The organism is Bradyrhizobium sp. (assembly GCF_047605465.1).
Classification (GTDB): Bacteria; Pseudomonadota; Alphaproteobacteria; order Rhizobiales; family Xanthobacteraceae; genus Bradyrhizobium.
Genome location: NZ_JASGFS010000002.1, coordinates 222,964 through 235,340 on the forward strand (window position 1 = coordinate 222,964; position 12,377 = coordinate 235,340).

A 12,377-nucleotide genomic window follows, 5' to 3' on the forward strand; every position below is an offset into this window, starting at 1 on the left:
CCTGGCCATTGGCGGGTTGATATCTTCCAACTATGCTAGCCGGGTATTCTTGGGATCGCGCAGACCATGCGTCGATCGGGGGCGGCGCGGATCGAATGGGCTCGGAGATCATAAGACCAGAAGACGATGATGCCCTGCCGGCGCCGATGCCGGAGGTCGAATTCGCGCTGGTCCTCTCGCGCATGATCGACTCGGTCAAGAATGATCCGGAGCACCTGCGCCAGACCGTCTACGAGCTGGCGCGGCACAAGCTGCAAGAGCAGCTCGCGAGCGAAGGCCGTCCCGACCAGCGGAAGCTGTCGAAGGCGCTCGAGACGGCGATCCTGGGCGTAGAGACCTTCGTCAAGAACAACGACGATTTCAGTGTTTCGAACGGGCCGGCGGCTTTGCCGCCCCCGCGAGCCTCCGCACATGGTGCCGAAGACCAGTGGTCGCCGGGTCGGCCGGCCTCCCCGATGGTCGAGGTCCTGGCCGCTCCGACATCCGCGAAGAGGCGGTCTTTCTGGCTGACGACTCTCGGGCTGCTGGTTCTCATGCTGCCGCTTCCGTGGGTGCTCTCCTATGCCGTTCACGGGACCGGCCCGACCAGCTGGCTTCGCGGTGTCGCGAGCTCCCCCGCAGTGCCGCCTCAGCCCGTTTCGCCGAACCAGGCCGCGGTTGCCGCACCGGCTGCCGCATCGAAGGAGAGCGAGAAGGCCGCGCGGGAGGCCTCGCCGCTCGTGCCGAAGGCCTATGGCATCTACGCGGTCAGTGCGGACAAGCTTTACGAACTCGATATGCTGCCGGGTCGCGTTCCCGATATGCGCGTCGCCATCTCGGCTCTGATCGCGACGCCAAGTCGCACCGTGCTGCCCGACGGACATCTCAAATTCATCGTCTATCGCCGGGATTCCGCCACGAGCGCGGCGGATCGCGCCGAGATCCGGATCATCGCCAAGATCGAAAATGAACTGACCTTCGACAAGGCGGGCAAGCCGGTCACCACCAAGGCCGAGGATGGCTGGGTGATCCGGAACATCTCGGTGCCGTACCGAACCGCGCCCAGCAAGGACGAGGCGGACATGTACGAGGTTCAGAGCGAGGATCCCGACAAGCCCTTGGCACCGGGGCGCTATGCGCTGGTTCTGAAAGGTCAGGCCTACGACTTCACGGTGGCGGGACAGATCACCGACCTCAGGCATTGCCTGGAGCGAATGGCCGCCACCAACGGCCAGTTCTATAGCGAGTGCCAGAAAAAGTAGGTGATGGCGGCCTACTTCCTGAGGCTCTCGACGAATTTGGGATCGCTGGCCTTCGCGGCCGATTCGAGAAATTGCCTGCCGGCCTCGGACGCGCGGCGATAATCCGCGGCCAGCGCGGGGCGTTGATCGGGCAACTGCGTCAGGATGGCGCGGACGTCGCCGCGCGCGAGCTCGACCAGGTCCATATCGGTGAGGGAGTTGCTCGTCGTCACGTTCTCCAGGCGGGCGGGGATCAGGTCAGCCCGGTTCTGGCCGGTGAGATAGGACATCTTCAGGGATTCCGTCGCGCGCGAATCCGCCGGGTTCTTCTTGGTCTGGAGCAACGCAAGGACGAGCCACATCAGCGAGTCATGCGGGCCAATCTTCAACGAACTCCTGACCGCGTCCTGCGCCGTCTCCGAGGAGATGGCATGCGACGAGCCGAGCGCCTGGCTCGCCAGCGCAAGGGCATATTCGGATCGGAGGTCCGACCGCAACGGCATCAGCATTGACGCCAGCTTTGCCGAGGCGACCTGGTCGTCCGATTGCGCGTCGGCGACGACCGACATCGAGAGCAGCGGTACCGGACGCCGAAACTGAGCGGCCAGATTTGCGATCGCGATGCCCCCGACGACAACTGCAATCAACAAGGCAAAAGATCTGAATTTCCAAACGATGCTCATGACGTGGTCCCGCTGAGGCCTTTGCCGGCGCCTGCCAGTATCGGCAACATGCTGCTTCCCTCGATGCTTAGCAACGTCAGATTTCCGGTCGCATAGGCGCCGGTGTCGATGTTGATGCGGTTGGGTCGAATGTCCGGGGTTTCGACGGGTGTATGTCCGTGGACGATGAACTTGCCGAAGTTTTCGTTGCTCTCGAGAAATTCGCTCCGAATCCACAACAGGTCCGATTCCTGCTGCTCCTTGAGCGGAATCCCGGGGCGCACGCCGGCGTGGACAAAATAGAAATCCCCGCAGGTAAATGACGGCTTGAGGCCCCGAAGAAACGGCAGGTGGCTTGACGGCATCAACCCCAGCAGGGTGCTGACGAGGTCGGTCCGTTCGGCTGCCGTGGGGTTCAGCGGCGGGTTAATTCCGTAGGACATCAGGGTCTGCAGGCCGCCGAATTGCCGCCAATCGTTGACCTTGCCGGGGTCCCGCAGCACATCGAGAAAATAGGCTTCATGATTACCCTTGAGGCATACGGTTTCACGCGTGCGGCTGCGCTCGATCAGAAGGTCGAGGGTCCGGCTGGATTGAGGGCCTCGATCGATGTAGTCGCCCAAAAACACTTCGACCGGGCGATCGATAGGGTTTCGTTCCAGGTCCGCATCGACCATGGCGAACGTATCGCGCAGGAGATCGGCGCAACCATGGATGTCGCCTAACGCATAGATCCGGACCCCCTCCGGAAGCCGAGGCTCGCGCGCCACTCTGCGAGATCGCATCAAACGAAACATGTCGACAGCGCTTCCTGTCCTGATGAACGGACCCTGATCTGCAATGATCGCAGGGGGCAGGAACAAAATAGTTAATCGAATCTCGATCCAACCGTCCGGATTTGCCTCAAACGTCGGCTCCCGTTCGAGCGAGAAATCAAAACTTACTCCCTAGGGTCCGGTCAACGAATGGGGAGTCCACCTGATGCGATCTATGTCAAAATGGGTTGCTGCAATCACTGCCGCAACCATGGTCCTTGCCGGATGCCAGAACGCCAGCGCCGGCTTTGTCGGGATGCCGAGCATGCTCGGCTCCGTCGTCAAGCGCATTTCCTTCGGCAATTATACCCTGCCGCCGATGGCGTATACGCAGTTTTGCATGCGCTACAAGAACGAGTGCAAGACTGAAGGCATCGTGTTCCGGGGCGGCCCCGTGCGCCTGACCGAGCAGCGCTGGGCGGACCTCAGAGAGGTTAACAACGTCGTCAACTCGTCGATCACGCCCGAGCCGAACACCGAGGGCCTTGCCGGCGAGAAATGGCTGATCAACCCCGCCAGCGGCGATTGCAACGACTATGCCGTGAGCAAGCGTTCCCAACTGCTGGCGCGCGGATGGCCGGCGCGGGCGCTCCTGCTCAGCGAGGTCGTCACCTCCTGGGGTGAGCACCACCTGATCCTCGTAGTCCGGACCTCGTCCGGCGATCTCATGCTGGACAATCTGACCCCGCAGATCCGGCCGTGGACGCGCGCGTCCTATCGCTGGGTCCGCATGCAGACTCCCAAGAACCCGAACTTCTGGGCCTCGCTCGGTAACCGCAGCCTGGCGGGTTGAACTCAGGGGCTGGTTCTGGCGCTGATGCTCTGCGCCAGCCCCAGCCCGATGATGGTGTCTCCGACGATCGCGACGGCGGAATTCAAAAGGCTGGCGTCGCAGAACGCCTGGCCGAGGATGACCACGACGCATGCCGCGGCCGAGGCCGCATAGAAGGAGTCGCGGCCCCGGCCAAGCGCGCCTCGGTACAGGTTGACGATGATCCAAACGGCGATGGCCGCCAGGATCAGGGTCATCGGCCAGCCGAGCTCGATCGCAAAGGACGCAGCCGTCGACGGTGCGCTCGTGATCGAGCCGCCGAGGTCCTGATAGAGAGGGACGAGCGCTGCGAAGGTGCCGGCACCCGTTCCGCGTGGACCCGCGTCGGACAGCAATCGCGTCGTGACCGAGATCGCGTCCGCGGACGCTGCCGTGGCAAATTGCAGGAACGGCGAAACCATGCGCGTTGGATCATAGCGCCACGCAGCGATCATGACAGCCGCGATCGCGATGGTGGCAAGAAGGACGGCCGTCGCCCAGCCTGCCAGATCGGCGCGGCGCACGAGCTGGATCGAGCCGAAAACGACGACACCGAGCGCGGCAATCAGGGCGGCGTTCAGGGTTGCACTGGCGGCCAGGCCGCCGATGCACAAGATCGTCGCGATCCCGCTCGCAGCCAGCATGAATTTGACGTGGCCCCGATCCTCGTCCTGACGACCTCGAAGCCGTTCGAGCGCGCTCATCGTATTCGCCAACGATAACAGGATTCCAAGGGAGCTGATCGCGCTTCGAACATCGTCACCGGCGTCCAGCCGTGCGATATGACCGGCCTGCCCGAGCAGCAGGACGATCGTGATGACGACGGAAACGGATGCCAGCACCAGGAGGATCAGTTCTGCCTTCTTGCGATCCTTGGCCACGAACAGCGTGACCACGACAAGGATGATGTTGGCCAGGTAGAAGGCGAGCGACAGCAATGTTTCGCCGAGATCGATGCTGATGTGCCCCCAGGCCTGCTGATCGAGCGCCTCATTGGCGTAGACCCATAGAGAGTGGGCTCCGGAAGGAAGCGGCAGGATCTGAGCGATCATCCAGAGAGCAGGAATCGCGACGACGAGCTTCAGTCGCGCGGTGGCCTGCCCCACAAACTTGATATCCACGGCGCGCGCGGACATGCCGACGAGGACGAGAGCAAGGGCTGCCAGAAGGGATAGAAGCGACCGTACCGCTAATCCATCGTGGATCGTCGCCCCGGACGCAAAAACAATGCAAATGAGCAGCAGGCTGAAGGCTATCGACAAGCGGTGACCCGGAAATTTCATGAATGACTTGGACGCCTATATCATGGAGTCCGCAATGTAACGAGATCGCCTCTGCAATGAGCCCGGCGGTGTGGTTACCGCAAGCGGCCCTCGATCGATGTCGGCGATGTTCGGTTGCTCGGGAGTCGTGGTTGGATCGGGTGCCGCCGAAGGGGCAGCATAAAGGGGCGAGCTAGAACGGGCGAGCTAATTGCCCGGTCAGTCCTCAGCTTCGGACGATGGTTGGGCGAACGTGCCGGCTCGATGGTGCGTGCTGAGCGTTTGCCATGGTGCGTACGGCCAAGCCGCCGAGATAGCCAAGCTGGAGCGTCACGACGAAAACGAGGGCCGACATCCCTGCGAATCCGAGCGACGAGCCCCTCAGCCCTGCAATGGCTGCAACGAGGATAGAGCCGGCGGCCGTTGCTGGAAGCAGAGCCATCACCTTGAACCGGATCCCCAGCGCAGCGCCGATCAGCCAACTCAAAATTGCGACGATGCTCATACCCAACCCTCCAGCGGTATAATCGGCGGGGTGGGCTAAGGTTCCCTTAAAGAGGAGGTGCAGGGCGGGCGGGGTCTCGATCCTGTCGGCCTATCCGGCCGGGCAGCTTGCCGAGAGCACCGAGATTGACCCAGAGGCCCCGTCGAGGGGGATCACTCCCCGGATATCCCCTTCCGGATCGTGGATTTTGACGGCCAACGCCTTGGATTGTCGCCCGGGCCCCGTCACAAGCATTGTCGGGTCGATCGGGAGCACCAGGGCGGTTCCCGTGTCTGAGGACATGGCGGTGACGGTGGATTCAGACGCGGCCCAGGTCAGGGTCACATCTCTCTTGCTTCGGGGAGGGTAAGGCCGAACGAGGGCCAAAAGGACCTCAAGCCCCGACTTCTCGCGGCAGCGGATCATCAATCCGGCCAGATCAGGGTCGGACCTTGATGTGTCCGGTGTGCGCATGACCGCGATCGCATCGGGGCCCCCTCCCGGCCGGGGGGTCTTGATCAGCGGCCACGGGCTTTCGGCGCCGCCGGATACGGCCGGTGCGCTCTCCGTCGGCGTTGGTGAGAGGAGCCTCTTCAAGCAATCCAGACGAGCCTGACTTTCGTTGATGGCCCGGCAGCGCTCGAAATCCAGCGTCGAGTCGCCTTGAGCGAGCGCAGGCGTGGTTCCGGCGGTCAGCACCAAGGTCATCAAGAGCGTCCGTGCCCCGCGCATGAAGTTTCTCCGCTGCTTAAAAAACGAAATCTGGCCGATGGCCGTATCTGAACTTACTAACTTAATGAAATATATAGTATTTTGATTAGAATTGAACGGCGGGACTGTTGTTGCAATTTTGGCGCACCCCAAGGCTATTGCTCGGGATCTGGACCGAGTTCGCTTGTTTGAGCAGATGCCTTGCCATAACCATTCAGGATCGGATGGGGCCCTTACGATGTTTCAGCGGAAATTTGCCCAAGTAGTTTTTCCTGCGTTGGCCATTGCGCTCGGCGGTTGCTCGTGGGTTCCCGCGTCGGGACCCTACGCCCATCAAGTCCGTCTCAACGCGGATGCCACGGCACCGGAGACGACTTCGAAACTCCAGTATGCCGTCGTCAAGCTGACGCCGGAAACGGTCTCGGCGTTGGCTCGCTATGAGCCGCGGGGCCTCTCGGGCGTGTTCCCCGACAAATACGTGCCGCCGGCCAAGATCAAGTTCGGCGTCGGCGACGTCGTCAGCGTCACCATCTTCGAAGCAGCCGCAGGCGGCTTGTTCATCCCGACCGAGGCCGGCGTCCGCCCGGGCAACTTCGTCACGATCCCGGATCAGACGGTCGACAACGACGGCAACATCAGCGTTCCCTATGCGGGCCTCGTGAAGGCTGCGGGGCGCTACAACGGTGAAATCCAGCAGGACATCGTCAACCGCATCAAGAACCGCGCCATCGAGCCGCAGGTCGTGGTGTCGCTGTCGCAGCAGCGGACGTCGCTCATTTCGGTGTTCGGCGAGGTCAACACGCCCAACCGCTTCCCCGCGGCCGCCTACGGCGCCCAGGACCGGGTCACGGACGCCATCACACGCGCCGGCGGCATCAAGGGCCAGGGCTTCGAGAGCTGGGTGATGCTGCAGCGCGGCAACAAGCGCGCGACGGTGCCCTTCGCCAATCTGGTGTACGAGCCCTCGAACAACATCTACGTGCAGCCGGGCGACCGCATCTACGTCTACCGCGAGCAGCAGAAATTCCTCGCCTTCGGCGCGACGGGTACGCAAGGCGAGTACAATTTCGACGCCTGGCGCATCAACCTGGCGGAAGCCGTCGGCAAGGCCGGTGGTCTGGTCGACAACCAGGCGGATCCGGGATCGGTGTTCCTCTATCGGCTCGAGCCGCGTGAATTGGCGGAACAGCTGGGCGTCGATGTCAGCAAGTTCACGGGTGAGCTGATTCCCGTCATCTTCAGCACCAGCTTCCGGGCTCCGGGAGGGTACTTCCTGGCGACCAACGTTCAGATGCGCAATCAGGACGTCGTCTTCGTCGCGAATGCTGAATCGGTCGACGTTGCCAAGTTCACATCGTCCATCGACTCGATCATGAATACGGTCAACAACGGCATGACCCTGACGAACAACGGATTTGCGGTGTACAACACCATCCGCGGGGCCAGCACGGCCGTGTTCCAGTAATCTCGGCGTCGAGATGCCTTCGGGGATCCCGCTTCGCTGCCTGACGACTTGATTGGGTTAAAAGGCGTCAGGCCGACTATGAAGCGGGAGCCCGTTCCGTCGTTGGCGGCGGGTAAACCGCGGCTGCGTTCGTGATAGCAGTTTTCAATTCGAGACATCAGCAAGTTGGCCCTGCCGCAACTCACTGGTGGCCGCGAGGCGCCTAGACGACGCGATTTGCTAGGCAAAATCTCTGCCGCGATCATCTATATGGCGCTGGCCGGGCCGCCTTTTCTGTTCGGCTCGCGAGACGCAACCACGATCGCCCTGTGGTGTGCGCTTCTGGGCATTGGACTGATCTGTGCGCCGACAAAGCGGCTGCGGAGGAGCCATCTGATCCTCCTTGCCGGGATCTTCTTTGTCGTTTTGTGTTTCGCCTTCGTGCTGCACGAGCAGCTTTCGGATCATCCATGGATCGCGCCTTTCAACCCAATCTGGGACAAGGCCTCGGAAGCTCTCGGCAAGCCCCTCGTGCCATCGGTATCCATCATCAGGGGCGAGCCGTTCTTTGCACTCGGGCTGCCTCTGGCCAACGTGCTCGCGCTTACGCTGGGATTGATCGTCGGCTCGGACTCCGACCGTGCGCGCCGCGGGGTGAGGGTCATGGCCTGGGCGGGCGGAGGCTACGCCCTGTACGGAATCTTCGGGCTATTACTCGATCCGTCGCACATCCTCTGGCGCGAGAAGACCGCCTATATCGGCAGCCTCACCGCGACGTTCATCAACCGGAATACGGCGGCCGCCTATTTCGGCTCATGCTCGGTCGTATGGCTTGTCCTGCTGATGGCGGCTGTCAGGGGCTGTCTGCCGCGCGGTCGGATCAACTGGACGAGATTGCCGCAGGATCTCGTGGTGCACGCCGGCAAGGATGTTCTCATCCGCTTCCTGATGCTGTTCGTCTGCCTCTCCGCGATGTTCATGACGAATTCCCGCGGCGGGGTGCTTATTTCGATCTCAGTCATGACCGTGACGTTCGTCATCTATTTTGGCCGAGACATGCCGCGTGGGCTTGGTGTGCTTGGCGTCCTCACCGGCGGCGTGCTCACCGCGCTCGTGCTGCTGCAGGTACTTGGCGGAAACGTTGGACGACGCTTCGACTTGCAGGGACTGAGCGATGAGGGGCGACTGTCGGTCTACCGATCGACACTGAAGATCATTGCTGACAACCCCTGGTTTGGAACGGGACTTGGAACGTTCGGGCATGCGTTTCCGGCCTATCGAAGCGACAACCTCTCCATGCAGGGCTTGTGGGACGTAGCGCACAACACCCATCTCGAATTCGCCGCGGAGCTCGGCATTCCCCTAACGATCGTCGTTGGCATTGCGTGGGCCGTCATACTCGTCGTTGTGGCTGCGGCCTTGCGCGGCCGCCGTCGGCACATAGCAGTGCCATTGTCGGCGTTTGCCGTTTTGATGATAGCGCTCGTCCACTCGTCGATCGATTTCCCCTTGCAGGTTGCCGGATATTCGATCGTGGTCTTCTCACTTGTGGGATTGGGCGTCTCGCAAGCGATGTTGCGTACAGCGCCGCGAATACGCCGGCATGTCAGTCGAGAGAGCAGTGCGGCACGCGCAAAAAGGGAGGTCCCTGGTCTCCATTAGTGTTAATTTCCACTAATGTTCTCCATTGCCACGTAAAATCAAAAATATACCAGCCTTTTCAATGGCTTGATGCGGAATTGGTGGGGCTCATATAGCGCTTTTGTATTTGTTATGCGTCCGCTATAGTCAGTTAGCTTTTTCTTAAATGCCGGCGCTATCGGCGATATTGGCCGACGAGGTCGCCAGGAGATTTAAAAAATGACGATGCGGTTTGCCGTTAAATTGCTCGTAGGTGCGGCGCTCACATTCTCGGCGCAAGTGGCAAATGCCCAGGTAGGCGGACAAACACCGAATTTGTCCCCGGCGCAGATTTCGGCATTTCAGGCCAATCCTGGCCAGTTGCTTGGCCAGTTTCCTAACGGCGGTCAGGGGCTAGTCAGCCAAATTTCTGACCTGGCGAGTGCCGATAAGAATACGGTTGCCGCGATCATCGCTCTTGCGAGAAACGCAAACGAGGATCAGCGCAAGTCGATCGCTCAAGGTCTGGCGACGGCTGCGAAGGCTTACGCCTCGGCCAACGATCCTGCTTCGGCAAATAGGATCCAGCAGGATGTTGTTGCCTCGGGTCTTCCTGAGTTCCAAAAGGCATATGCCGAAGCTGCCGGCGATACTGGAACTGCCGCGTCCGGCGGTGGCGGCGGCGGTGGCGGCGGTGGTCCGACCGCTTCTGGTCCCCCCTCGGGAGGGTCAAACTCCAGTAACGGTCCTGACGGAAATACCTTCACCGCAAGCCGATTCAGCTTGACGAGTGGGTCGGGATTGGGCGGAGTGACGCCGGTAAGCCCGTTCTGACGCTCGATCGCCAGGACCGATAAGTTCCTTTTCGAGCGCTGCCGTCGACTCGCCATTACAGGCGGGTCGATCATGCTTGGCCCTATTGGTGACAAAGGCATTATAAATGGATGCGCGCTTGAAATTCAGCGAGCAGCCCGGCGCTCGGATGGTGCCGGATGGGTCCGATGATGCGGTCCCGATCACAGATCTGATCGATCAGCTTACGGGATTTGTACGGCGGCAATTTCCGATATTCATCTTCTTCGTGGCCTGTTCGCTGGCGGTTGGCGCAGTCTATATCTTCACGACCCCGCCCAGTTTCACGTCCCACGCGATGCTGCTGATCGACTCGAGCAAGCTTCGCGTGCTGCAGGGACAGGAAGCGCCGCTCGGCGATATCCCGATAGACACCTCGCAGGTGGAGACGCAGGTCGAGATTCTGAAGTCCGAGGGGATCGGACTTTCTGTCATCAAGGATCTGAACTTGACGCAAGACCCCGAGTTCACGGGGGTTGGCGGCGGAGTTCTCGGCGTGGTCAGGGGCCTGTTTGCCGCGCCTGACGTCAAATCCGATACGGCCCTCACACGTGGTGCGCTTGGCACGTTTCTCAGCCAGCGAACGGTGTCTCGCGTAGGTCGTACCTACGTTCTCGACATCGGATTTACCTCGCTGGATCCCAACCGGGCGGCTGCGATCGCCAATGCCATCGCTGACGCCTACATCGTCGATCAGCTCGAATCCAAGTACCAGGCAACGCGGCGAGCGAGCCGCTGGCTTCAGGACCGTATCAAAGAACTTCGCCAGCAGGTCTCTGACGCGGATCGAGCCGTGCAGGACTACAAGGAAAAGAACAACATCGTTTCGGTCAACGGTGGCTCAGGGGGCGGCACTCGGCTGTTGGGCGAGCAGCAGCTGGAGGAGTTGAACTCTCAACTCGGTGGGGCGCGCGCCGCGGCCGAGGAAGCGAAAGCCCGCCTGGAACGAATTACGCAGGTTCTGAAGAAAGACGCGCCCGATGCCACGATGGATGCAACCGTCGCGGACTCGCTGAAGAACGAGGTCATCACTCGCCTCAGGAACAACTATCTCGATCTCGCCGCGAAGGAGTCCATCTGGTCCGCTCGATATGGCTCCAACCATTTGGCTGCAGTCAATCTAAGGACCCAGATGGCGGAGTTGCGTCGATCCATTCTGGATGAGTTGGGCCGCATCGCCGAAGGCTACAAGAGCGACTATGAAATTGCGAAATCCCGCGTTGAAGGGCTTGAGCAAAATCTGAAGAGCCTCATCACAAATTCGCAAACCACGAACCGGGATCGCCTGGGGTTGCGGGACCTTGAGAGCACCGCGAAAGTTTATCACACGCTCTACGACAACTTCCTGCAGCGCTACATGGAAGCGATTCAGCAGCAATCGTTTCCAATTACTGAGGCTCGCGTGATCAGCGCTGCGGCCCCGCCGACGCAGAAGAGCGGGCCGAAGCCCTTTCTTGCTCTTGGTATCGCCACCCTGATCGGCGTCATTCTCAGCTTCGGAGCCGCGGTCCTGCGCGAGGCGGTCGACCAGGTGTTCAGGACCGCGCGCCATATCGAGAGTCTGCTCCAAGTCACTTGCTTGGCGGTTCTGCCTAAATTGCGGTCTTCTGCCATTTCACCCGCGACCCGAGACAAGAATGGGTTGTTTGCCGGGCGAAAGGGTGATTCCGCGGGCATCGATCCGCGGCCGTCGGACGTGATCGTCATGAGTAAGCGTTCTCCAGGCGATGCTGCCGCCGAGGCCGTGCAGGTCCCTCCCGAAAGGAGAATGAAATTCGCAAGCAACAGGGAGTTCCTGCGCGAGGTCGTCGATCAACCGCTGTCAGCCTTTGCCGAGGCGTTTCGCTCGATCAAGATCGCGGCGGATATCGGTAGTGTAAACCACCGGGTTATCGGCGTCACATCCACTCTTCCTGGAGAAGGAAAGTCGACAGTTGCTGCCAACTTCGCCGAGCTCATCGCTCATTCGGGTAAGCGGGTCATTCTGGTCGATGGAGATCTTAGAAATCCAACACTCTCGCGTTCGCTGAAGCCTGATGCAAAGGCTGGGCTTATCGAGGTGATCGGCGGCGAGCTATCGTTGAAGGATGTGGCTTGCTACGACGAGCAAACGGGCTTGGCCTTCGTTCCGACGCGTTTGAAGGCGCGCATCGCTCACACTAACGAAATCCTGGCGTCGGATGAATTCAAGACGCTCATTGATAGCCTTCGTGCGACCTACGATTACGTCATCATCGATCTTCCTCCCCTGGCTCCGGTCGTCGACGTCCGTGCAACAACGAAGGTGGTTGATTCTTACCTTTACGTTGTCGAATGGGGAAAGACGCGGAAGAGTCTCGTCCAGCAACAGCTGTTGAGTGCTCCGGAGATCTATGAGCTGCTGTTGGGTGTGGTTCTTAACAAGGCCGATATCAACGTGCTCGGCAGATACGAAGGGCACTACGGCGGCTATCATGCCAAGCGATATTACGGCCAGTATGGCTATACGGAATGAGA

The 12,377-nt window shown here is 60.7% G+C and carries 11 protein-coding genes; 6 read left to right on the forward strand and 5 right to left on the reverse strand.

Annotation, left to right across the window (positions count from 1 at the left end):
* Positions 1–95 precede the first annotated feature (95 nt).
* On the forward strand, positions 96–1,241 hold the full coding sequence (locus QM712_RS03000; protein WP_415021548.1) for a hypothetical protein: 1,146 nt from the start codon (positions 96–98) through the stop codon (positions 1,239–1,241).
* 11 nt (positions 1,242–1,252) lie between these two features.
* On the opposite strand, the gene QM712_RS03005 is transcribed toward QM712_RS03000, so the two are convergent.
* Both QM712_RS03005 and QM712_RS03010 read right to left on the reverse strand, forming a co-directional pair.
* The gene (locus tag QM712_RS03005) at positions 1,253–1,870 is read right to left on the reverse strand and encodes a hypothetical protein (RefSeq protein ID WP_415021549.1); all 618 of its coding nucleotides are present in this window, start codon (positions 1,868–1,870) and stop codon (positions 1,253–1,255) included.
* Positions 1,871–1,899: 29 nt separating this feature from the next.
* Positions 1,900–2,679 carry a metallophosphoesterase family protein gene (locus tag QM712_RS03010; protein WP_415021550.1) on the reverse strand — a complete coding sequence of 260 codons (780 nt, stop codon included), beginning with the start codon at positions 2,677–2,679 and terminating at the stop codon, positions 1,900–1,902.
* 283 nt (positions 2,680–2,962) lie between these two features.
* Here QM712_RS03010 and QM712_RS03015 point away from each other — a divergent pair, with 283 nt between their 5' ends.
* Positions 2,963–3,490, forward strand: a complete 528-nt coding sequence (locus QM712_RS03015; protein ID WP_415021551.1) for a transglutaminase-like cysteine peptidase — start codon at positions 2,963–2,965, stop codon at positions 3,488–3,490.
* Between the two features lie 2 nt (positions 3,491–3,492).
* Here QM712_RS03015 and QM712_RS03020 read toward each other — a convergent pair whose 3' ends face one another.
* From QM712_RS03020 to QM712_RS03030, 3 genes are all read right to left on the reverse strand, one after another.
* Positions 3,493–4,791 carry a hypothetical protein gene (locus QM712_RS03020; RefSeq protein WP_415021552.1) on the reverse strand — a complete coding sequence of 433 codons (1,299 nt, stop codon included), beginning with the start codon at positions 4,789–4,791 and terminating at the stop codon, positions 3,493–3,495.
* A gap of 205 nt (positions 4,792–4,996) precedes the next feature.
* Entirely contained in the window at positions 4,997–5,275 is a 279-nt protein-coding gene (locus QM712_RS03025; RefSeq protein WP_415021553.1) for a hypothetical protein, read from the reverse strand.
* A gap of 90 nt (positions 5,276–5,365) precedes the next feature.
* Positions 5,366–5,962, reverse strand: a complete 597-nt coding sequence (locus QM712_RS03030; RefSeq protein WP_415021554.1) for a hypothetical protein — start codon at positions 5,960–5,962, stop codon at positions 5,366–5,368.
* Positions 5,963–6,203: 241 nt separating this feature from the next.
* Here QM712_RS03030 and QM712_RS03035 point away from each other — a divergent pair, with 241 nt between their 5' ends.
* From QM712_RS03035 to QM712_RS03050, 4 genes are all read left to right on the forward strand, one after another.
* Complete coding sequence (locus QM712_RS03035) at positions 6,204–7,430, forward strand: polysaccharide biosynthesis/export family protein (RefSeq protein WP_415021555.1); 1,227 nt, start codon at positions 6,204–6,206, stop codon at positions 7,428–7,430.
* Positions 7,431–7,595: 165 nt separating this feature from the next.
* The gene (locus QM712_RS03040; RefSeq protein ID WP_415021556.1) at positions 7,596–9,071 is read left to right on the forward strand and encodes an O-antigen ligase family protein; all 1,476 of its coding nucleotides are present in this window, start codon (positions 7,596–7,598) and stop codon (positions 9,069–9,071) included.
* A 198-nt stretch (positions 9,072–9,269) separates the two neighbouring features.
* Entirely contained in the window at positions 9,270–9,863 is a 594-nt protein-coding gene (locus tag QM712_RS03045; RefSeq protein WP_415021557.1) for a hypothetical protein, read from the forward strand.
* A gap of 106 nt (positions 9,864–9,969) precedes the next feature.
* Complete coding sequence (locus tag QM712_RS03050; RefSeq protein ID WP_415021558.1) at positions 9,970–12,375, forward strand: polysaccharide biosynthesis tyrosine autokinase; 2,406 nt, start codon at positions 9,970–9,972, stop codon at positions 12,373–12,375.
* Positions 12,376–12,377 lie beyond the last annotated feature (2 nt).

What these genes read in the sequence shown, in the direction of transcription:
- QM712_RS03020 (WP_415021552.1), bottom strand. Translation starts at nt 4,791, where the DNA reads ATGAAATTTCCGGGTCACCGCTTGTCGATAGCCTTCAGCCTGCTGCTC.
- QM712_RS03050 (WP_415021558.1), top strand. Translation starts at nt 9,970, where the DNA reads ATGGATGCGCGCTTGAAATTCAGCGAGCAGCCCGGCGCTCGGATGGTG.
- QM712_RS03025 (WP_415021553.1), bottom strand. Translation starts at nt 5,275, where the DNA reads ATGAGCATCGTCGCAATTTTGAGTTGGCTGATCGGCGCTGCGCTGGGG.
- QM712_RS03000 (WP_415021548.1), top strand. Translation starts at nt 96, where the DNA reads ATGGGCTCGGAGATCATAAGACCAGAAGACGATGATGCCCTGCCGGCG.
- QM712_RS03045 (WP_415021557.1), top strand. Translation starts at nt 9,270, where the DNA reads ATGACGATGCGGTTTGCCGTTAAATTGCTCGTAGGTGCGGCGCTCACA.
- QM712_RS03030 (WP_415021554.1), bottom strand. Translation starts at nt 5,962, where the DNA reads ATGACCTTGGTGCTGACCGCCGGAACCACGCCTGCGCTCGCTCAAGGC.
- QM712_RS03035 (WP_415021555.1), top strand. Translation starts at nt 6,204, where the DNA reads ATGTTTCAGCGGAAATTTGCCCAAGTAGTTTTTCCTGCGTTGGCCATT.
- QM712_RS03010 (WP_415021550.1), bottom strand. Translation starts at nt 2,679, where the DNA reads ATGTTTCGTTTGATGCGATCTCGCAGAGTGGCGCGCGAGCCTCGGCTT.
- QM712_RS03015 (WP_415021551.1), top strand. Translation starts at nt 2,963, where the DNA reads ATGCTCGGCTCCGTCGTCAAGCGCATTTCCTTCGGCAATTATACCCTG.